Raw genomic sequence first — 19,977 nt, 5'->3', positions numbered from 1 at the left:
CACTTTTTGAAAAAAAATATGCATTTGGTCGATAAGCTAGTTCTTTTCCAATTTGGAAATTAAATCGATAATTCTGCTAGAATATCCAGTTTCGTTATCGTACCAACCAATAATTTTTACCATATTTCCAATAACAGATGTCATGAGGGAGTCAAAAATACAAGAGTGAGGATTGCCAACAATATCAATGGATACAATCGGGTCGTTGGTATATTCTAAAACACCTTTATAGTTTGATTCTGCAGCTTTTTTAAATGCCAAATTCACCTCATTTACAGTTACAATTTTCTTTACATTAAAGGTTATATCTGTAAGTGAGCCGTTTGCCACGGGAACTCTAATACCGCATCCACCAATAACTTCAGATAAATCTGGGAAAATTTTAGTCAATGCTTTGGCAGCTCCAGTTGTTGTTGGAACAATAGATTGTCCAGCGGCTCTTGCCCGACGTAAATCACGATGCGGTTGATCGTGTAAACTTTGATCTGTGGTATATGAATGTATAGTGGTGATATATGCTTGTTTAATGCCACACAAATTATTAATGATGTCAATCATTGGGGCAGCATTGTTTGTCGTGCAGGAAGCATTAGAAATGATATTATCATTTTCGCTTAAAATATTGTCATTGACCCCTAAAACTACTGTTTTTATAGAATCGTCAGTAGGTGGAACAGACAAAATGACTTTTGAAGCACCATTGTTTATGTGGTGGTTTAAATCGGTTGTAGATTTAAACTTTCCTGTAGCCTCTATAACAACATCAATATTAAAAGGTTTCCAATTAATAAGTTTTGGATAGTTATGGTTTTGTAGACTTACTTTTTTACCGTCTATAGTAATATTGTCATTATCAAAGGATATAGTATTTGGTAGTACACCGTGAATACTATCATATTTAAGTAGATGGCTAAGTGTTTTACTATCAGCTAGGTCATTGATTGCAACTACTTGTATGTTAGGGTTATTTAGTAGTAATCTAAAAACACGTCTTCCGATTCTGCCAAAACCGTTTATAGCAACATTAATCATGCTTAATTAATGTGTTTTTGAGCTTTGTATGAGGACCTAACCAGAGCACTACTTTCTACATGACGGAAACCAAGGTCTAAACCTATTTCTTTATACTCCTGAAATTGATCTGGAGTAACAAAGCGTTGCACAGGAAGATGCTTTTTACTTGGTTGTAAATATTGACCAATAGTAACCACATCTACTTTAGCTTCTTTTAACTCATATAGTGTTTCTATAACTTCTTCGCGTTCTTCACCCAATCCAAGCATGATTCCTGTCTTAGTTCTGCGTTGTCCGTTATCTTTTAAATATTTTAAAACACTTAAGCTTCTATCATATTTTGCCTGAATACGAACCTCTCTTGTTAAACGACGAACAGTTTCCATATTATGTGAAATAACTTCAGGAGATACTTCTAAAATCCTGTCTAAATGTTGCTCAATTCCTTGAAAATCTGGAATTAACGTCTCCATTGTGGTTTCTGGATTCATGCGTCTTACTGCTTTTACAGTTTCTGCCCACATAATGCTTCCCATGTCTTTTAAGTCATCTCTATCAACACTCGTCAAAACAGCATGTTTAATGTTCATGATTTTGATAGAACGTGCCACTTTTTCTGGCTCATCCCAATCTACCGACTCTGGTCTTCCAGTTTTTACACCACAAAAACCACATGAACGAGTACAAATGTTGCCAAGAATCATAAAAGTAGCAGTTCCTTCTCCCCAACATTCACCCATATTTGGGCAGCTACCTGAAGTGCAAATAGTATTTAATTTATACTTGTCAACCAACCCTCTTAATTCGGTGTACTTTTTTCCTGTAGGTAATTTAACTCTAAGCCACTTTGGTTTAGGTTGACGTTTAGTTGTAATTGATTCGGTACTCATGCTTTTAATAAATATGGTTGCAAAGATACAAAGTATAGAATTAAAAATAGATTATAAAGTTGTTAGATAATATATGCTAAAACCAATTAAAAAAATGATGCCTAACCAGCTTAAAATGTGCATTTTCAATGATGGTCTTGCATTTTTAGGGGTGTACTTACTACTAATAAGCTTATAGTTTATAATGGCATAGAAAGGAGCAGTTAAAAACGAGAGTACTGTTGCAATTTTCACCAATAATCCCATTTCTGAATCAAAAAAGAAGAAAATACTAATAGTTCCGATGGCCAATAATAGTATCCAAGCTAAGTAGCCAAGTTTATAGTCCCTATTAAATAAGAGTTCAATAGTTCTATCCATAGCTCGAGGAGAGGCGTCTAGACATGTAAGTGTAGTACTAAACATAGTAGTAAAAGCGGCAATGCCAATAATTATATAAGCCCATTCACCTAAGCTAGAAGTATACATATCTATTAACTGCCCCGAAAATACTCCAGCTGCATTACTAAATGATTCTCCTGAGCCAAACATTACTATACAGCCTAATAACACAAAGCAAATGCCTAAAATAACAGTGCCAATATATCCTACATTAAAATCGAACAAAGCTGATTTAGCATTAAATTCTTTGTCATCTTTTCGTTTTTCTATAGCCCAAAGAGAATGCCAAACCGAAATATCTAAAGGTGCTGGCATCCAACCCATAAAAGCAATTAAAAATCCAATTTCAATAGTGCCTTCTGGTAATATTTGTGTAAATGAAATTGGAGCTGGGTTACTTGATAAGGCAACTATAACAGCTGCAATTGTACTAATGGATAAGGTAATAATAATAATTTTTATTAGTCTATCTAGTAGTTTGTATTTTCCAAAAATAAGTAATGCTAAACAAACAATAAGAACAATTATAGTCCATATTTTTACGGCAAATTCAGCATCAAAACCAAGTTCGCCAAATAAGGAAGATGCTAATCCTGCTGTGACAATCGTTACTGCTGTTTGTATTGTAAACATAGTAGCAAACGTTAAAATAAAATAGGCTATTAAAATACCGTTGCCCATTTTTTTGTAACCATCTAATAAACTTTCTCCTGTTGCTGAAGCATATCTTGGTCCAAACTGAAAAAATGGATATTTAAATAGGTTTACTAATAGTAATGCCCAAAGCAAGCCTAAACCAAAATCGGCTCCAGCTCTTGTTGATTGCACTAAGTGTGAAACGCCAATGGCAGCTCCAGCAAACAATAATCCAGGTCCTAGATTTTTAATACTTAATTTCATTTTTTCTTCTGAATAATTTCTGCTAATAATTTTTTTGCTCTAAGTAACTTCACTTTTACATTACTCATAGGCTCATTAAGTGCATTTGATATTTCTTGATAACTCAACTCTTGAAAGTATCGTAAATTAATAACTTCTTGATAATGAGGTTTTAATTTTTTTATGTCACGAAGTAATTTTGCTAAATTTTGCTCAGTAATAATAGTATCTTCAATGGTTGGTGTTTCATCAATAATTTCTTTAACGCGTTCGTCGTGGTCATGACCTCTTTCATTTGTTATGGACGCTTTTTTAACCCTTAGGAAATCTATGTGAATGTTTTTTGCAATGGTAATAAGCCATGTTTTAAACTTATATTTTTCGTTGTAAGTACCAATTTTATCGAACGCCCTTGAAAAAGTTTGAATGGTAATATCTTCTGTGTCGTTTTCATTTTGGGTGCGTTTTAGTAAAAACCCATAAACGTCATTCCAAAAGGTGTCTAACAAAAAATTGAAAGCTATTTGATTGTTTTCTTTTGCTTTTTTAATGGCATCTTCTATTTCCAACGATCTTGTTTTGAAGTAATATTAGATATAAAGATAGCCATTTGCGAGACAATTAAAAATAATTCGAGGAAAGGAAGTAGGATAATTGTGTCTTCCTCGTTTAATTTTTTGGCAGATAAGCCAATAACAAAAAATTGTACAATAAACCTTAGAAGAAATAACACTAAAACTATTTTCCAATTAAATAATGTTGCTAAAAAAATCAGGCTTAACAACCAAAAAAGGATTTGTGATACATAAAATAATCCTAAAAATAATTTGTGTTTTGGTTTATAATATTTTGCAGTTGAAACATGGCGCTTTTTTTGTTTAAACCATTCAGATAATGAATTTTCAGGAATAGATTCAGTAAAGCTATCTTTTGTAGTGCAAATAGCTGTATTTGATGCATTTGCAACTTGATTAACAAATAAATCATCATCACCAGAACGAACATTCATGTGATTCATAAATCCTTTGGCTTCAAAAAACGTTTCTTTTCTATAGGCTAAATTTCTTCCAACAGCCATATACGGCATGCCTATTTTTGCATAAGAAAAATACTGAATGGCAGTTAATAAGGTTTCAAACCGAATAAGTTTGTTAAGTAGTCCTTTAGTTTTTTTATAAGCACCATAACCTAAAACAATTGTTTTTTTGTTAGTAAAATGGCTACTCATTTCCTTTATCCAGTTATTGGAAAGTGGTGTACAATCGGCGTCAGTAAAAAGAAGGAAGTTGTTTGATGAGGCTTTAATACCAAGAGTTAAGGCGTATTTTTTGTTTCCCCAGAAAGCTTCAATAGGTTTTACATCTACTATTTTAATGTTATTATGAGATGACTGAAAAGACTTCATGACATCTAAGGTGCCATCATTTGAATCGTCATTGATAAGAATTACCTCAAAAGCTGGATAATTTTGTTCTAAAATTAGAGGAATAAATTCTTTTAAATTTTCTGCTTCATTTTTTGCACAAACTAAAACCGAAACAGCAATATTTTTTTGCTTTTGCTTTTGATGTGTGTGAAAAGTAAATTTTGAAAAAATAGCACCATAAAAACCTAACTGAATAATAACAACAGCAATAAATGTGTAAAATAAAATATCTAACACAATCATTATTGCTTAAGAGTGCTCAGTTTCATTACAATCTTTAAATTGGTCAGGCGTTTTTCCACAAAAACCACAAGCTTCTCCATCTTTATTTAACATAGGGTTTTGGCTCGCGCAAGTTCCTGCAAATTCACCATCTTTTTTTGCCCAAAGTTTAATTGCAATTCCAGCAATTGCTAGCCCTAGTAAGACTAATGTGATTAAAAGAAGTTTCATGTATAAAAATGTTTGTACAAAGATAATTCATTCTAGTAAATTATTATAAAAAACAAAGTGTTAGTGTCTAAATGTGACAAATATTATAGTTAAGTGTCTTATTTTTAATTGCTTATATTTATTGTTACTAACTAATTAAATTAACTATTATGAAAAACATTATTTCAGAATTATTTGGAACGTTTTGCCTCACCTTATTTGGTTGTGGTGCAGCAGCCATAGCAGGAGGCTCTGTTGGAGCTGTTTCTGGGCTTGGATTATTAGGAATTTCTCTCGCTTTTGGTTTAGCGGTAGTAGCTATGGCTTATACCATTGGACCCATATCTGGCTGCCATATTAATCCAGCTATTTCGGTTGGAATGATGGTTGCTGGGAAGCTTTCGGTAAAAGATACTGTTGGTTATGTCATTGGACAGTGTATTGGAGCTGTTTTAGCGATTCTAGTATTATCTACTCTGCTAAATGGACAATCAGGGTTTGAAGCAGGTGAATGGGCTTATGGTTCCAATGGTTGGGGAGAAGGTTACCTAGGTAACTATTCGATGCAAGCAGCATTTATTGCTGAACTTGTTTTTACAGCTATCTTCTTAATAGTAATTCATGCGGTTACGTCTAAACTTGGTAATGCAACAATGGCAGGTTTAGCCATTGGTTTAACATTGGTTTTAATACACATGGTAGTGATTCCAATCACAGGTACTTCTGTAAATCCTGCTCGTAGTTTAGGGCCTGCTGTTTTTGCTGGAGGAATGGCATTACAACAGCTTTGGCTTTTTATAGTAGCGCCAATTGCAGGTGGTATTTTAGGTACATTAATTTGGAAATACGGAATTGCAACTAGCGACAATTAATACATAATAAAAAAGAGCCTTTATATTAAAAAGGCTCTTTTTTATTACTAAGTGTACTATAAGTGTTAATTGTTGTTTTTTTGTTTTAAAGAAATTTCGGCTACTGAATTTTCTAAAGAAGCATTGCTATTCCCTCCTTTAGGCTCAATAGTAATATTTAAACTCAATGCATCCTCAATATAAGGTACCGATTTAAGTTTACGGTCTTCAATATCAAGAATACCTAAATTCACCATTTTGTCTTGCATTTGCGCCCATAACTGGTATGATTGCTCTTGCGAAATTTCTGGAAGTGACACAACATCTATCAAAGATGATTTCTCAATAGGGTTGATATATGCCACAGTTTTTAAGTCTTCAGCTCTATCATTTCCTCTCAATACATACTTCTCGGTTTCAGGATTGTTTAGCTTCATGAATTGTCTCATAACATCATCAAGCTTGCTATTGTTTTCTTGAATATCGTCTCTTAAGTCGAAAATTTCTTCGGCAATAGTATTGTTCTCGTTTAACAAATCCTGGTTTTTATCATATAGTTTGTAAGCAGTTCCAGCAAATATTAGTGCAGCAACACTTGCAGCTATACTAAACCATGCAGATACTTTACGTTGAGGCTGTAAATGAATTACAGGCTTTTCGTTAATGGTATCTAAAATAACATCTAATGTATATGAAGGAGGTCTAACAGCTTGAGTTTTTGCTGCTAATTCTAGTCGTTCTTGCAACAAATCATATTCTTCTTTAACCTCAGGATGTTTAAGTATAAATGATTCTACTGCTACAGTTTCTGAAGCTGTAGTGGCTCCAATCAAGTACTTATCCAGTAAACCAGATGCTAAAAATTTTTGTACTTTTTTTTCCATGACTGTAATAATTTATGGACTATAGATTTTTTTTAACTCTCTTAATCCAATTTTTAATCTGGACTTTATTGTACCTAACGGAATATCGAGCTCATCACTTGCTTCCTGTTGTGTCATGCCCTCAAAAAATAAGGCTTTTAACACTATCTGGTACTTTACATCCAATGTTGCAACATGCTTTTGTAAATCAATTGCGTCTTGATTTAATCCTGCTGTTGATATCTTATATACGTTAGAATCGGCTATTTGGATTTCTTTTTCAAATTTTAGATTGTGACTTCGTAATTTATCAATAGCAGTGTTTCTTGCAATACGATATAACCAAGTAAACAATTTGGCTTTTTTTTCGTCATATTTTTTTGCGTACTTCCAAACTTTTATGAACGTTTCTTGAAGAACGTCCTGCGCCATGGCTTCATCCTTTATTATTTTTTGAATCACACCAAGTAAGGAACCTGAATAATTCTCATAAATAATAGGAATGGCTCTTTTATCTCCTTCCTTTAAAAGACTAACAATATGTAGTTCTAATTGTGAAACCAAATTGGGTTATATAATATATTTAAAACAAGATAGCAATTATACTGATTAATTAAAAAGGTAAATTGATTTCTTGAAACTTTAATGAGAGTAACGCTAAATGTTAAAAAATATTTACTTCAGCTTCTAAATTAATGTCAAAAATACGTTTTATAGTTTTTTGAATGAGTTTAGATAGGTTTAAAATGTCATTTCCATTAGCATTTCCATAATTTACCAAAACTAATGCTTGATTTTTATGAACACCATAATTATTAAACTTTTTACCTTTAAAACCAGCATGTTCTATTAACCATCCTGCAGGAATTTTAACTAACTCCTCCGAAACGCTATAACTTGGTATTTTAGGGAAATTTTGTTTAAGTGTGTCAAACTGTGTTTTTGGAATTATTGGGTTTTTAAAAAAACTCCCGCTATTTCCAATTTCTTTTGGGTCTGGAAGTTTAGATGACCTTATTGCAATAACAGCCTTAGAGATATCTTTTACGGTTGGTTTTGTAATGTTTTGTTTTTCTAATTCATTGCCTATCGCACCATAATCGGTTTTAATAGCATGATTTTGAGTGGTAAGTTTAAAGGTTACATTCAAAATAATGTATTGACCTTTAAGCTCATTTTTAAATACAGAATTTCTGTAATCAAATTGGCAATCTTCTTTTGTAAACATTTTTATTTCACCAGATGCCATGTGTAAAGCTTCGCAAGACTCAAAAACATCTTTTAACTCCACACCATAAGCACCAATATTTTGAATAGGAGCAGTACCAACATTTCCTGGTATTAGTGACAAATTTTCAATACCACCAAAATCATTATCAATACACCAAAGGACAAATTCATGCCAATTTTCGCCAGCATTCGCTTTAACGAGAACTGTAGATGCTGTTTCAAAAACTACGTCAATGCCTTTTAAATTAATATGAAGTACAAATTTGTCAATATCTTTTGTGAGTAGCATATTGCTACCACCACCTAAAATAAATGTGTTTGAGTAGTCTTCCGACTTTAAAACTTCTTGCAACTCTTCAATACTATTTATTGACATAAATTGTTTTGCAAAAACATTAATGCCAAAGGTATTATAAGGTTTTAGAGATATGTTTTTTTGAATATTCACTAATCTTTATAAACCTTTAGTGCTTCTTTTAAAATATTTACAGCTTTAACTAAACTCTCTTTATTTAATACGTAAGCAATTCTTATTTGGTTAAGTCCAACTCCAGGTGTTGAGTAAAATCCAGCAGCAGGAGCAACCATAACAGTTTCTCCATTAACATCAAATTTTTCAAGCAACCATTGTGCAAAAGCGTCGGCATCATTTATTGGTAATTCTGCAATGCAATAAAAAGCACCTTTTGGTTTGGCTACTTTAACACCATCTATTTTTTGTAATTCTTCAATAAGTGTGTTACGTCTTTCAACATATTCGGTTATAACTTCATCAAAATAGCTTTGTGGTGTTGCCAGAGCTGCTTCACTAGCAATTTGAGCCAATGTTGGAGGAGACAAACGTGCTTGTGCAAATTTTAATGCTGTTTGTATTACTTCTTTGTTTTTTGACACCATGCAACCAATTCTTGCGCCACACATACTATAGCGCTTAGAAACAGAGTCAATTATAATTGCATGTTGGTCAAGATCGTTTCCTTGTAAAATAGAATAGTGCTTAGCACCATCATAAGCAAATTCACGATACACTTCGTCTGCAATTAAAAATAAATCATATTTTTTTACTATTGAAGCTAGTTTTTTAATTTCTTCTTTAGAATATAGATAACCTGTTGGGTTTCCAGGGTTGCAAATTAAAATTGCTTTTGTTTTTGGTGTGATAAGTTTTTCAAACTCCTCAATTGGAGGCAAGGCAAAATTATCTTCAATTTTAGAAATTACAGGAACAACTTTTACTCCTGAAGCAGTAGAAAAGCCATTATAGTTGGCATAAAAAGGCTCGGGTATAATGATTTCGTCGTCAGTATCCATGATGCTTCCAAAGGCAAAAAGTAAAGCTTCGCTTCCTCCAGTGGTCACTATAATGTCATCATGGTTTATATAGATGTCATTTTTAGCATAATAATCGGCTATTTTAGTTCTGTAGCCTTCAGAACCTTCAGAACGTGTATAAGCTAAAATATCCAAAGAGTGTACTTTCACAGCATCTAAAGCTACCTGTGGTGTTTTAATATCTGGTTGTCCAATATTTAAATGGTAAACTGTTTTACCTTGTTTATAAGCATTTTCAGCAAATGGCACCAATTTTCTAATTGGTGATTGTGGCATTGCTTTTCCTTTGTTAGATATAGTTGGCATTTTATAGTTGTTTAATAGAATTACAAAGTTGCAAAAAATAATCCTAAAGTTTATTTAAAAAATGCTGCTTTAGAAAGTATTTTATAAAAAGATTTGTAAATTGTTGTTAGCCTATAATTAATTGCATGAAAAAGAGGTGTTTAATTTTTTCAATACTATTCGTATTGACCTTATCTGCTTATACGCAAGGTAAGTTTGTACTACAAGATAGTGATAAAGATAAGGTTAGCTTTAAACTAATAAATAACCTTGTAGTTATTCCTGTTGAGGTTAATGGTGTCCCATTGTCTTTTTTGTTGGACACAGGAGTTAGTAAAGCAATTATATTCAATTTTGTTAATTTATCTAGCGAACTTAAAATAAACAAAACGGAACAAATCTTTTTAAGAGGTTTAGGAGAAGGAGATTCTGTAGAAGCTCTTAGGTCAAAAGACAATGTTTTTAAAATTGGTGATGCTGTTAATATCACCCAGGATGTATTTGCCATTTTTGATCCTTCATTAAACTTTACACCACAACTTGGGATACCTATACATGGTATTATAGGTTATGACTTATTAAAAGATTTTATAGTAGAAATTAATTATTCCAAAAAAAATATAACTTTTTATGCTCCAGAGTTTTATAAAGCTAAAAAATGTAAAAAATGTGAAACATTTAATTTAGATTTTTCAGGTAAAAAGCCATTTATTGATGGAAGTGTTATAGTGGGAAAAAATGACAAACCCATTCCAGTAAAACTTTTAATTGATAGTGGAGGAAGTGATGCATTATGGTTATTTAATGATGAAAAAAAAAATATTAATGTTCCAAAGAAGTTTTTTATAGATTTTTTAGGTAGAGGGTTAAGCGGAAGTGTTTATGGTAAACGCTCAAAAGTTTATAGTTTTTCTATTGGTAGTTTTTCTTTAGAGGAAGTAAATACTGCTTTTCCAGATTCGACCTCCGTTAGTTTTGCCAGAAAGTTTAAAGAAAGAAATGGAAGTTTGGGAGGGGAAATATTAAAGCGGTTCAATGTAATATTTGATTATAAAAACAAGAAAATAACCTTGCGTAAAAACAGTAAATTTAAAGACCCTTTTAATTATAATAAGAGTGGTATTTCTCTTGAACATAGCGGTGTTAGAGTTGTAAAGGAGTTAAATTCAAGTCAAGTTAAAATGCCATATGGAACAACTAATAACAGTGCTGGAGGGAATTTTATTGACTTTTCTAAATCTTACAAATACGCATTGGCGCCATCATTTTCAATTGTTGAGTTGCGAAAAGGCTCCCCAGCTGAAAGAGCGGGTTTAAGGCTAAATGATATTATCTTAAGTGTTAATAACAAAGATGCTCATCTTTATTCTATACAACAAGTAACCCAGCTATTTTACGGACATAATGGTAGGCGTATAAAAATGATTATTGATAGAAATGGAGTTCAAATGAAATTTCAATTTCAACTAGAAAGTTTATTCTAAAAAAAAATCCTCCATATGGAGGATTTTAATAAATCTTTTAATATTTTATTGTGTTTGTTCTAAAACACTTTTACTTTTTTTCTCCAACACACTACTCTTACTTGGGTCAATAACTTTCCCTTTAATTTTTAAAGCAACGCTTGATGTTTCAGCATTAGAAGTAACTAATATGGTTTTCATAATAACACCTAATCGTTTTGTGTCGTATTTAACTTCAATTTCACCAGTATCTCCAGGCATAATTGGAGCTTCAGGTTTTTTTGGTACTGTACAACCACATGTAGACTTAACTTTGGTTATAACCAAAGGAGCATCACCTGTATTTGTAAATTCAAAAACACGAACACCATCAGCACCTTTTTCAATTGTACCATAGTCAATGGTCTCAGTTTTAAACTTGATTTTTGCTACTTTATCCTGAGCAGATACTGCAAAACCAATCATTCCAACAAATAATAAGATTACTAATTTTTTCATCATTTTAGGTTTTTAATCATTGTAAACATACATACATTTTCATCATTCTACAAAATTATTAGACGTAATGCACTCTTGATTATGCATTCAACCTATCGTTAAGGTCATTATTAAGTCATTTTAATTTCGCAGAAAACAAAATATACCTACTTTTGCACATTAGTATTCAAAAATTATTCCAAAGTATGTCTATACCATCGCATTTTGATGCAAATAATGTAGAAAATAAGTGGTACGATTACTGGATGAAACATAATTATTTTCATTCAGAACCAGATAAAAGAGAGCCTTATACTATAGTAATTCCTCCTCCAAATGTTACTGGAATTTTACACATGGGACACATGCTCAATAATACGTTACAAGATGTATTGATTCGTCGTGCACGTTTATTAGGTAAAAATGCCTGTTGGGTTCCTGGTACAGATCACGCATCTATTGCTACTGAAGCTAAAGTTGTGGCTAAGTTAAAGCAACAAGGAATAGATAAAAATAATTTATCACGTGATGAGTTTTTAAAGCATGCTTGGAATTGGACCCATGAATATGGAGGCGTTATTCTGGAGCAGCTTAAAAAATTAGGATGTTCCTGCGATTGGGATCGGACAAAATTCACGATGGATGACGATATGAGCGAAAGCGTTATCAAAGTTTTTGTGGATTTGTTTAATAAAGGACTGATTTATCGCGGTTACCGAATGGTAAACTGGGATCCTGAAGCTAAAACAACGTTGTCCGATGAAGAAGTTGAATATATTGAAAAACAAGGAAAACTATATCACGTTGCTTATAAAATAAAAGACTCTAGCGATGTTGTTACTATTGCTACAACACGCCCAGAAACAATCTTAGGCGATACAGCAATTTGTATTAACCCAAACGATGAAAGGTATACCCATCTTAAAGGCAAAAAAGTAATTGTGCCTATTTGTAATAGAGAAATTCCTATAATTGAGGATTATTATGTTGATATTGAATTTGGAACAGGATGCTTAAAAATTACACCTGCTCATGATGTAAACGATAAGGAAATAGGTGATAAGCACAACCTTGAAGTCATAGATATTTTTAATGATGATGCCACACTTAACAGTTATGGTTTGCATTATGAAGGTGAAGATCGTTTTGAAGCAAGAAAAGAGATTGTTAAGGAATTAGAAAACTTAGGTTGTTTAATAAAAGTTGAAGATTACAACAATAGAATTGGTATTTCGGAACGTACAAAAGCCATTATAGAACCACGTTTAAGCGATCAATGGTTCTTAAAAATGGAAAATCTTGTAAAACCTGCAATTTCGGCAGTTTTAGAAACAGGTGACATTAAGTTTTTTCCAAAGAAAATTGAAAATACCTATAGACATTGGATGACAAATATTCGTGATTGGAATATTTCTCGTCAATTACTTTGGGGACAACAAATTCCAGCCTATTACTTTGGAGATGGTCAGGAAGATTTTGTAGTTGCCGAGTCTAAAGAAGAAGCTCTTAAATTTGCACAAGAAAAATCTGGAAACAAAGCACTTTCTATAAACGACTTAGTTCAAGACTCAGATGCTTTAGATACTTGGTTCTCATCTTGGTTATGGCCAATAAGTGTGTTTGATGGTATTAGAAATCCTGATAATAAAGACATAAATTATTACTACCCAACAAACGACTTGGTAACAGGTCCAGATATTATTTTCTTTTGGGTAGCACGAATGATTATTTCTGGTTACGAGTATAAAAACGAAAAGCCCTTCAATAATGTTTATTTTACAGGAATTGTGCGTGATAAGCAAGGGCGTAAAATGTCTAAGCAGCTGGGAAATTCACCAGATGCTTTAAAACTTATTGAAACTTATGGAGCAGATGGTGTAAGAATAGGCATGTTGCTTTTAAGCTCAGGAGCTGGAAACGATTTATTATTTGACGAAGAAAAGTGCCAACAAGGAAAAGCTTTTGCTAACAAAATTTGGAATGCTTTTAGGTTAATTGATGGTTGGGAAGTAGCAGATATCGAACAACCAGAATACGCTAAAATAGCTATTGATTGGTATCAAAATAAGTTCCAACAGACCCTAGCTTTAATAGAGGATCACTTTAGTAAGTATCGCTTAAGTGATGCTTTAATGGAAACATATAAACTTATCTGGAACGATTTCTGTTCGTGGTTGTTAGAGATGGTTAAACCAGCTTACCAACAACCAATTGATAAAACAACATTTGATGCTATAATTGCTATTTTAGAGAATAACTTAAAAATATTGCATCCATTTATGCCTTTCTTAACGGAAGAAATTTGGCAGCTTATTGCTAAGCGTTCTCCAGATGAAGCATTAATCGTTGCTACATGGCCAGAGAAAGAATCTGTAAATAGTAAAATAATCAAAGAGTTTGATTTTGCATCGGATGTTATTTCGGGTATTCGTACTATTAGAAAGCAAAAAAACATTCCGTTTAAGGATGCAATTGAACTGTTTATATTGAATAATGGAAAAGCAGCTACTAACTTTGATGTGGTAATAAGTAAACTCGGTAATATTTCTGCATTAAATTATACAGATACTGCAATTGATGGCGCATTAACCTTTAGAGCAAAATCTAATGAGTATTTTGTCCCAATGCAAGGAAGTATTGATGTTGAAGTTGAAAAAGCAAAACTTACAGAAGAACTTAATTATACCGAGGGCTTTTTAAAATCGGTACAAAAGAAGCTTTCTAATGAGCGCTTTGTTGCTGGAGCACCAGAACAGGTTGTTGCGAGTGAAAAGAAAAAAGAAGCAGATGCTTTGGCAAAAATTGAAACGATTAAAGCGAGTTTGGCTAGTTTGAATTAAGCAGTTAAACGAAGGTCGTTTTTTTCTTTTTTTTTTCTTTTTTTTTCTTAAAAAGTCAAGAGTTGTTTTAGTTCCAATGTCTTACCATGTCTTTGCTAAACAAACTTTTACGGAATTCTACTGGCTTTTTATTATTTAATAATTTTAGGCCACCACTTTCTTTAATCAGTTCTTGAAAGTGTTCTTCCCGTTGGTCATATTGAGTTTTGTTTTGGTAGGTTGTTAATAACATGATTTGAAAAGAGGCGTCATCACTCGCAGGAGTTTCAAGAAGCTGGTAAGAGTGTATGTAGTTTTTCTTTATGGCTTTATCGCGTAACACTTTCCAATTGTTTTGGAAATAGAATAGAGCTTCTGCTTTATTGTTGTTAACAACTTCCACAAATTCAATAGTAGTTAGCCTATCATCAACCTGTGCAAAACTTAGCGAGCTTAAAAAAAGAGCAATTATTAAAATAAAGTGTTTCATGCTAAAAATATACTATATGTTTAATAATGAAAATACTACTTAATGTTTAAAAGTAAACAATACTTAAGATAGTTTTAACTTAATGCATGTAAAAAAGCCACTCTTTCGATATTTAGGAATGAGTGGCTTTTTTTAAATTAAAGGTTATAGTATTAAGACTTCTTTGCGTTAACAACAATCTTTAATTCAATATCATCATTAATAAATTTGTCTCCTAAATTATCAAAGAACGATTTAGAGCCATATTTCACATCCCATTTAGAACGATCTATGATAAACTTCTCACTTGTAATAGTAAAAATGTCATCTTTTTCACTTAAAGTCACAGGAAATGTAACGTTATTTTTCTTTCCTTTTAAAGCTAAATTTCCAGAAAGCATCATTTTTCCTTCAACCTCTTCAAAACCTGTTACTTCAAAAGCTGCACTTGGATGGTTTTCTACGTCAAAAAAATCAGCGCTTTTTAAATGGCCTTCTAACCTTGCGCTACCATCATAATCCTTTATCGAAGACATGTTAATAATGAATGTTCCGCTTTCAATTTTATTATCATTAACTGTAAATACTCCTGATTCTAGCATGATGGTTCCAAAATGTTCTCCAGTAGGTTTATATCCAGCCCATTCGATTAATGTATTTGCTGGATTAGCCATGTATTTAGTAGATGTTGCTTGAGCTTCAGTAGCCTCAGTAGCTTCAGTGGTTTTTGCTTCATCAGCTTTGTCTTTACAGCTTGCAAAAGCTATAGTCAACATTAAAATTGTAAAAATTTTTAAAACAGGTTTGTTCATAGTTGTTGTTTTTTAAAGTGTTTTAGCAAAAATACTAATTCATAAAATCAGAATAGTTAAAAAGTTGTGAAAATATTTTGTGACATTTTGACATTTTAATAATAATGGCAGTACTTTTGCCAACTGTTATTAAGTAATGATTTTTTTAAAACTTTAGCTAAAAAAACATGAGCAAGAAAAGTAAAAAAGAAGATGTGGCAGAAGAGCAAATAGATGCCCAACAGGAAGCGCAAGTTGAGGAAGCTCCACAACAAACTGTTGAAGAACAGTTACAAGAATTAAAGTCTGAAAAAGACAAATTTTTGCGTTTGTTTGCTGAGTTCGAAAATTATAAAAGGCGTACAGCCAAAGAGCGTATAGAGTTATTTAAAACAGCGAGTGAAGATGTTATGGTATCGATGCTACCAATACTTGACGATTTTGAGCGTGCATTAACACATATTGATGAAGATAAAGAAGCCGAAGAACTACGTAAAGGCGTATTATTGATTTATCAAAAACTACTCAATACTTTAGAGCAAAAAGGCTTGTCGCAAATTAAAGTAGCGCAAGGCGATGTATTTAATGCCGATAACCATGAAGCGGTTACTCAAATACCAGCACCAAGTAAAGACCTTAAAGGTAAAATTATAGATGTAATCGAAAAAGGATATGCTTTAGGAGATAAAGTAATTCGTTTTCCAAAAGTGGTTATAGGACAATAAATTTATGGCAAAGCAAGACTATTACGAAATATTAGGATTAAGTAAAGGAGCGTCGGCTGCTGAAATAAAAAAGGCATACCGAAAACAAGCTTTAAAATATCATCCTGATAAGAATCCAGACGATAAAGAAGCCGAAGAAAAATTCAAATTAGCTGCTGAAGCTTATGAAGTTTTAAGTGATGCCGATAAAAAAGCACGTTATGACCAATTTGGGCATCAAGCCTTTGATGGAACTGGAGGCTTTGGTGGTGGAGGTATGAATATGGACGATATCTTTAGTCAATTTGGTGATATTTTTGGAGGCGCTTTTGGAGGTGGAGGCGGGTTTTCAGGATTTGGAGGTCAAAGACAACGTGTTGTAAAAGGAAGTAACTTACGCATTAGAGTAAAATTAACGCTTGAGGAAATTGCAAATGGTGTTGAGAAGAAGGTAAAAGTAAAACGAAAAAAGCAAGCTAAAGGGACGACTTATAAAACCTGTCCAACCTGTCAAGGTTCTGGTCAAGTTACTAGAGTGACTAATACTATTTTAGGAAGAATGCAAACGTCTGCACCTTGTAATGTGTGTGGAGGAGCAGGTCAAACTTTAGATAATAGACCTGCTGGAGCAGATGCTCAAGGATTAGAAGTAGCAGAAGAAACAGTGTCTATTAAAATTCCAGCTGGAGTGGTAGATGGAATGCAATTAAAAGTATCGGGAAAAGGTAATGAAGCGCCTGGAAATGGAATTTCTGGTGATTTATTGGTAGCAATTACCGAAGAAGACCATCCAACCTTGCAACGCGAAGGCGATAATTTGCATTACGATTTATATATAAGCTATCCTGATGCAGTTTTAGGAACTTCCAAAGAAATCGATACTGTTACAGGAAAAGTTAGAATTAAAGTTGAAGCTGGAGTCCAGTCTGGAAAAATATTACGTTTAAGAGGTAAAGGAATCCCAAGTATTAACGGCTATGGTAAAGGCGATTTATTAGTGCACATTAATGTTTGGACACCTAAAACACTAAGCAAACAGCAAAAGGAGTTTTTTGAGAACATGCGAGATGATGAACATTTTAGTCCTAAACCAGAAAGTACTGATAGGTCTTTTTTTGAAAAGGTAAAAGACATGTTTTCTTAACCTGTAACATCAATTTTTTAAACTTGTAATATATTTCTTTCTATTTGGAGCATTGTTTAAGATAATGTTCTATTTTAAGAATTATTTAAGAAAAAAATGTATATTTGATTTACCACTAATGAATTTTAGTGGTAATTTTTCTTTTTCATAGCAATTTTTCCCATCCTTAAATTTTTTAAGGGTGGGTTTTGTTTTTATACAATTCTATTTTTAAAAAAAGGATAAGTTCTTGTAACATTTAATATCTTTACCACACTTATTAAAACACTAAAAGAAATTAAATGAATAACTTATTAGTGGCCAATTCGGTTTCTAAAAACTTCGGGAAATTTACTGCATTAAATAATGTTTCTATCGAGGTTCCAAAAGGAAGTATTTTTGGTTTGTTAGGACCCAACGGTGCTGGAAAGACTACTTTAATTAGGGTAATTAATCAAATTACAATGCCAGATTCTGGTAGTGTTATGTTAGATGGTCAACCTTTACAATCTCATCATATTAGGGATATTGGTTACTTGCCAGAAGAACGTGGTTTGTACAAATCCATGAAGGTAGGTGAGCAAGCGTTGTATCTCGCTCAATTAAAAGGTTTGAGTAAAAGTGAGGCAAAGAAACGTTTAAAATATTGGTTTGATAAATTAGAAATTGGAGATTGGTGGAATAAAAAAATTCAAGAATTGTCCAAAGGGATGGCGCAAAAAATACAGTTTGTGGTAACCGTTTTACATCAACCTAAATTATTGATTTTCGATGAGCCTTTTTCGGGTTTCGACCCTATAAATGCAAATTTGATAAAAGATGAAATTTTACAACTAAGAGATGAAGGCGCAACTGTTATTTTTTCTACACATCGAATGGAATCGGTAGAAGAATTATGTGACCATATTGCTTTAATCCATGAATCTAATAAAATATTGGATGGTAAGCTCCAAGATATTAAAAGAGAGTTTAAGACCAACACTTTTGAGGTTGGTTTGGTAACTAATAATGAAGTCGATCTAACCAATTTAATAAAAGAAAAGTTTGACGTTTCAAAAGCAGATTTTAAATCATTAAACGACGATTTAAAATTAAATATTAAGCTTAATGATAATGATACTTCAAACGACTTGCTACGATTTTTAACTTCAAAAGCAGAAGTAAATCATTTTAATGAGTTAGTACCAACTGCAAGCGATATATTTATTCAAACCGTTAAGAATAGTTAATTATGAACCATTTACCATTAATTATAAAGCGAGAGTATTTAACTAAGGTTAGAAACAAATCGTTCATAATCATGACTATTTTAAGCCCAATAATCATGATTGCGCTTATTGCAGTTGTTGCTTATTTGTCACAACTTAATAATAGCAAGCAAAGAACTATTTCAATACTTGATGAATCTGGAATGGTGGAAAGTATATTTAAAAGTACAGAGAACACAAATTATGTGATTTTAAATGATGTTTCAATAGATGATGCTAAAAAGCAAGTTGAAGAAAAAGAGCAATATGGTTTGCTTCATATTTCTAAAGGTGAAAGTATTGACGATGTGCTGGATGATATTAAATTTTATTCAAAAGACACGCCTTCAATAACCTTAATGGAAGGTTTAGAAAGTAAGCTTGAAAGAAAATTTACAGATTTAAAACTGCAGGAGCAAGGTGTAGATATTGATAAATTAAAATCATCAGAAGCTAGAATTAGCATTGCTCAAGAAAGTTTCCTAGGCGAAAAATCATCTAAAATAGATAATGTTGTAAAACTCATTTTTGGTGGATTTGCAGGTTATATGCTGTTCATGTTTATCATAATTTATGGAAATATGATTATGCGTAGTGTGATTGAAGAAAAAACAAGCAGAATTATAGAAGTTATAATTTCTTCTGTAAAACCAGTACAATTAATGCTAGGAAAAATTATTGGAACGTCGTTAGCGGGAATTACACAGTTTATTATTTGGATTATTCTTGGAGGTGTTTTAATGATGGTAGTTTCAGCCATTTTTGGGATAAACATGACAGAAATGCAAGCGCCACAACAAGAGCTAATGCAACAAACTATGGAAACTCAAGGTGCCGATATGAAAATTCAAAGCCTTATAAGCTCCATTTATAACTTACCATTAACCAATTTAGTGATAATGTTTTTGTTATTTTTTATTGGAGGTTATTTGTTGTACAGCTCATTATATGCTGCTATTGGTGCAGCTGTTGATAACGAAACAGATACACAACAATTTATGCTTCCAATTTTAATGCCTTTAATTTTAGCGGTTTATGTTGGTATATTTACAGTTATAGAAGATCCCCATGGTACAGTATCTACGGTTTTTTCATTTATTCCGCTTACGTCTCCTGTGGTAATGCTTATGCGTATTCCATTTGGAGTCCCAATATGGCAACAAGTGGTCTCAGTATTAATTTTAATTGGTACATTTATGTTTACAGTTTGGTTTGCTGCCAAAATATACCGTGTAGGTATTTTAATGTATGGAAAAAAACCTAGCTACAAAGAACTCTATAAATGGTTGAAGTATTAGTAA

20 protein-coding genes are annotated in these 19,977 nt (G+C 32.4%); 7 read left to right on the top strand and 13 right to left on the bottom strand.

What is annotated here, in order from left to right; genetic code table 11:
* Window positions 1-36: 36 nt before the first annotated feature.
* The 6 genes from gap to HB672_RS13595 are packed head-to-tail and all read right to left on the bottom strand — an operon-like array spanning window position 37 to window position 5,043.
* Window positions 37-1,032, bottom strand: a complete 996-nt coding sequence (gene gap, locus HB672_RS13620; protein WP_167770071.1) for a type I glyceraldehyde-3-phosphate dehydrogenase — start codon at window positions 1,030-1,032, stop codon at window positions 37-39.
* A 2-nt stretch (window positions 1,033-1,034) separates the two neighbouring features.
* Entirely contained in the window at window positions 1,035-1,904 is an 870-nt protein-coding gene (lipA, locus tag HB672_RS13615) for a lipoyl synthase (protein ID WP_167770070.1), read from the bottom strand.
* A gap of 51 nt (window positions 1,905-1,955) precedes the next feature.
* Window positions 1,956-3,185 carry an Nramp family divalent metal transporter gene (locus tag HB672_RS13610; RefSeq protein ID WP_167770069.1) on the bottom strand — a complete coding sequence of 410 codons (1,230 nt, stop codon included), beginning with the start codon at window positions 3,183-3,185 and terminating at the stop codon, window positions 1,956-1,958.
* Entirely contained in the window at window positions 3,182-3,733 is a 552-nt protein-coding gene (locus tag HB672_RS13605) for a sigma-70 family RNA polymerase sigma factor (protein ID WP_167770068.1), read from the bottom strand. The genes HB672_RS13610 and HB672_RS13605 overlap by 4 nt, the downstream gene beginning before the upstream one ends.
* Window positions 3,724-4,833 carry a glycosyltransferase gene (locus tag HB672_RS13600; RefSeq protein ID WP_167770067.1) on the bottom strand — a complete coding sequence of 370 codons (1,110 nt, stop codon included), beginning with the start codon at window positions 4,831-4,833 and terminating at the stop codon, window positions 3,724-3,726. The genes HB672_RS13605 and HB672_RS13600 overlap by 10 nt, the downstream gene beginning before the upstream one ends.
* A 6-nt stretch (window positions 4,834-4,839) precedes the next feature.
* Window positions 4,840-5,043 carry a membrane or secreted protein gene (locus HB672_RS13595; protein ID WP_167770066.1) on the bottom strand — a complete coding sequence of 68 codons (204 nt, stop codon included), beginning with the start codon at window positions 5,041-5,043 and terminating at the stop codon, window positions 4,840-4,842.
* Window positions 5,044-5,192: 149 nt separating this feature from the next.
* Between HB672_RS13595 and HB672_RS13590 the strand changes: the two genes are divergently transcribed.
* A complete protein-coding gene (locus HB672_RS13590; RefSeq protein ID WP_167770065.1) occupies window positions 5,193-5,894 on the top strand; it encodes an MIP family channel protein in 702 nt (233 codons plus the stop codon).
* A 65-nt stretch (window positions 5,895-5,959) separates the two neighbouring features.
* Here HB672_RS13590 and HB672_RS13585 read toward each other — a convergent pair whose 3' ends face one another.
* The 4 genes from HB672_RS13585 to HB672_RS13570 form a co-directional block, all read right to left on the bottom strand.
* The gene (locus HB672_RS13585) at window positions 5,960-6,757 is read right to left on the bottom strand and encodes an anti-sigma factor (protein ID WP_167770064.1); all 798 of its coding nucleotides are present in this window, start codon (window positions 6,755-6,757) and stop codon (window positions 5,960-5,962) included.
* Between the two features lie 12 nt (window positions 6,758-6,769).
* A complete protein-coding gene (locus tag HB672_RS13580; protein ID WP_167770063.1) occupies window positions 6,770-7,300 on the bottom strand; it encodes a sigma-70 family RNA polymerase sigma factor in 531 nt (176 codons plus the stop codon).
* A gap of 100 nt (window positions 7,301-7,400) precedes the next feature.
* The gene (gene murB, locus HB672_RS13575; protein ID WP_167770062.1) at window positions 7,401-8,414 is read right to left on the bottom strand and encodes a UDP-N-acetylmuramate dehydrogenase; all 1,014 of its coding nucleotides are present in this window, start codon (window positions 8,412-8,414) and stop codon (window positions 7,401-7,403) included.
* Window positions 8,414-9,604 carry a pyridoxal phosphate-dependent aminotransferase gene (locus tag HB672_RS13570; RefSeq protein WP_167770061.1) on the bottom strand — a complete coding sequence of 397 codons (1,191 nt, stop codon included), beginning with the start codon at window positions 9,602-9,604 and terminating at the stop codon, window positions 8,414-8,416. The genes murB and HB672_RS13570 overlap by 1 nt, the downstream gene beginning before the upstream one ends.
* A 125-nt stretch (window positions 9,605-9,729) precedes the next feature.
* Between HB672_RS13570 and HB672_RS13565 the strand changes: the two genes are divergently transcribed.
* The gene (locus tag HB672_RS13565) at window positions 9,730-11,067 is read left to right on the top strand and encodes an aspartyl protease family protein (RefSeq protein ID WP_167770060.1); all 1,338 of its coding nucleotides are present in this window, start codon (window positions 9,730-9,732) and stop codon (window positions 11,065-11,067) included.
* 45 nt (window positions 11,068-11,112) lie between these two features.
* On the opposite strand, the gene HB672_RS13560 is transcribed toward HB672_RS13565, so the two are convergent.
* Window positions 11,113-11,544, bottom strand: coding sequence for a DUF1573 domain-containing protein (locus HB672_RS13560; RefSeq protein WP_167770210.1), 432 nt, complete (start codon window positions 11,542-11,544; stop codon window positions 11,113-11,115).
* Between the two features lie 185 nt (window positions 11,545-11,729).
* Between HB672_RS13560 and HB672_RS13555 the strand changes: the two genes are divergently transcribed.
* Window positions 11,730-14,363: a valine--tRNA ligase gene (locus HB672_RS13555; RefSeq protein WP_167770059.1), complete on the top strand. Its 2,634-nt coding sequence runs from the start codon at window positions 11,730-11,732 to the stop codon at window positions 14,361-14,363.
* A 67-nt stretch (window positions 14,364-14,430) separates the two neighbouring features.
* Here the strand turns inward: HB672_RS13555 and HB672_RS13550 are convergent, their stop codons facing one another.
* Both HB672_RS13550 and HB672_RS13545 read right to left on the bottom strand, forming a co-directional pair.
* On the bottom strand, window positions 14,431-14,832 hold the full coding sequence (locus HB672_RS13550; protein WP_167770058.1) for a hypothetical protein: 402 nt from the start codon (window positions 14,830-14,832) through the stop codon (window positions 14,431-14,433).
* 152 nt (window positions 14,833-14,984) lie between these two features.
* Window positions 14,985-15,623, bottom strand: coding sequence for a YceI family protein (locus tag HB672_RS13545; RefSeq protein WP_167770057.1), 639 nt, complete (start codon window positions 15,621-15,623; stop codon window positions 14,985-14,987).
* 167 nt (window positions 15,624-15,790) lie between these two features.
* Here HB672_RS13545 and HB672_RS13540 point away from each other — a divergent pair, with 167 nt between their 5' ends.
* The 4 genes from HB672_RS13540 to HB672_RS13525 all read left to right on the top strand — a co-directional run bounded on the left by HB672_RS13540 (window position 15,791) and on the right by HB672_RS13525 (window position 19,974).
* Window positions 15,791-16,327, top strand: a complete 537-nt coding sequence (locus HB672_RS13540) for a nucleotide exchange factor GrpE (protein WP_167770056.1) — start codon at window positions 15,791-15,793, stop codon at window positions 16,325-16,327.
* 4 nt (window positions 16,328-16,331) lie between these two features.
* A complete protein-coding gene (dnaJ, locus tag HB672_RS13535) occupies window positions 16,332-17,450 on the top strand; it encodes a molecular chaperone DnaJ (protein WP_167770055.1) in 1,119 nt (372 codons plus the stop codon).
* Window positions 17,451-17,731: 281 nt separating this feature from the next.
* Window positions 17,732-18,658 carry an ATP-binding cassette domain-containing protein gene (locus tag HB672_RS13530; protein WP_167770054.1) on the top strand — a complete coding sequence of 309 codons (927 nt, stop codon included), beginning with the start codon at window positions 17,732-17,734 and terminating at the stop codon, window positions 18,656-18,658.
* 2 nt (window positions 18,659-18,660) lie between these two features.
* Window positions 18,661-19,974 carry an ABC transporter permease gene (locus HB672_RS13525; protein WP_167770053.1) on the top strand — a complete coding sequence of 438 codons (1,314 nt, stop codon included), beginning with the start codon at window positions 18,661-18,663 and terminating at the stop codon, window positions 19,972-19,974.
* Window positions 19,975-19,977: the final 3 nt, after the last annotated feature.

Source organism: Gaetbulibacter sp. S0825, assembly GCF_011777505.1.
Classification (GTDB): domain Bacteria; phylum Bacteroidota; class Bacteroidia; order Flavobacteriales; family Flavobacteriaceae; genus Pontimicrobium.
This window is presented reverse-complemented; position numbering and strand designations above follow the sequence as displayed.

Bases quoted from the DNA above. Each gene is read 5' to 3' on its own strand.
- HB672_RS13530 (WP_167770054.1), top strand. From the start codon at position 17,732: ATGAATAACTTATTAGTGGCCAATTCGGTTTCTAAAAACTTCGGGAAA.
- gap (WP_167770071.1), bottom strand. From the start codon at position 1,032: ATGATTAATGTTGCTATAAACGGTTTTGGCAGAATCGGAAGACGTGTT.
- HB672_RS13550 (WP_167770058.1), bottom strand. From the start codon at position 14,832: ATGAAACACTTTATTTTAATAATTGCTCTTTTTTTAAGCTCGCTAAGT.
- HB672_RS13585 (WP_167770064.1), bottom strand. From the start codon at position 6,757: ATGGAAAAAAAAGTACAAAAATTTTTAGCATCTGGTTTACTGGATAAG.
- HB672_RS13595 (WP_167770066.1), bottom strand. From the start codon at position 5,043: ATGAAACTTCTTTTAATCACATTAGTCTTACTAGGGCTAGCAATTGCT.
- HB672_RS13560 (WP_167770210.1), bottom strand. From the start codon at position 11,544: ATGAAAAAATTAGTAATCTTATTATTTGTTGGAATGATTGGTTTTGCA.
- dnaJ (WP_167770055.1), top strand. From the start codon at position 16,332: ATGGCAAAGCAAGACTATTACGAAATATTAGGATTAAGTAAAGGAGCG.
- HB672_RS13570 (WP_167770061.1), bottom strand. From the start codon at position 9,604: ATGCCAACTATATCTAACAAAGGAAAAGCAATGCCACAATCACCAATT.
- HB672_RS13565 (WP_167770060.1), top strand. From the start codon at position 9,730: ATGAAAAAGAGGTGTTTAATTTTTTCAATACTATTCGTATTGACCTTA.
- HB672_RS13540 (WP_167770056.1), top strand. From the start codon at position 15,791: ATGAGCAAGAAAAGTAAAAAAGAAGATGTGGCAGAAGAGCAAATAGAT.
- HB672_RS13590 (WP_167770065.1), top strand. From the start codon at position 5,193: ATGAAAAACATTATTTCAGAATTATTTGGAACGTTTTGCCTCACCTTA.
- HB672_RS13525 (WP_167770053.1), top strand. From the start codon at position 18,661: ATGAACCATTTACCATTAATTATAAAGCGAGAGTATTTAACTAAGGTT.
- HB672_RS13610 (WP_167770069.1), bottom strand. From the start codon at position 3,185: ATGAAATTAAGTATTAAAAATCTAGGACCTGGATTATTGTTTGCTGGA.
- HB672_RS13555 (WP_167770059.1), top strand. From the start codon at position 11,730: ATGTCTATACCATCGCATTTTGATGCAAATAATGTAGAAAATAAGTGG.
- HB672_RS13600 (WP_167770067.1), bottom strand. From the start codon at position 4,833: ATGATTGTGTTAGATATTTTATTTTACACATTTATTGCTGTTGTTATT.
- HB672_RS13545 (WP_167770057.1), bottom strand. From the start codon at position 15,623: ATGAACAAACCTGTTTTAAAAATTTTTACAATTTTAATGTTGACTATA.
- lipA (WP_167770070.1), bottom strand. From the start codon at position 1,904: ATGAGTACCGAATCAATTACAACTAAACGTCAACCTAAACCAAAGTGG.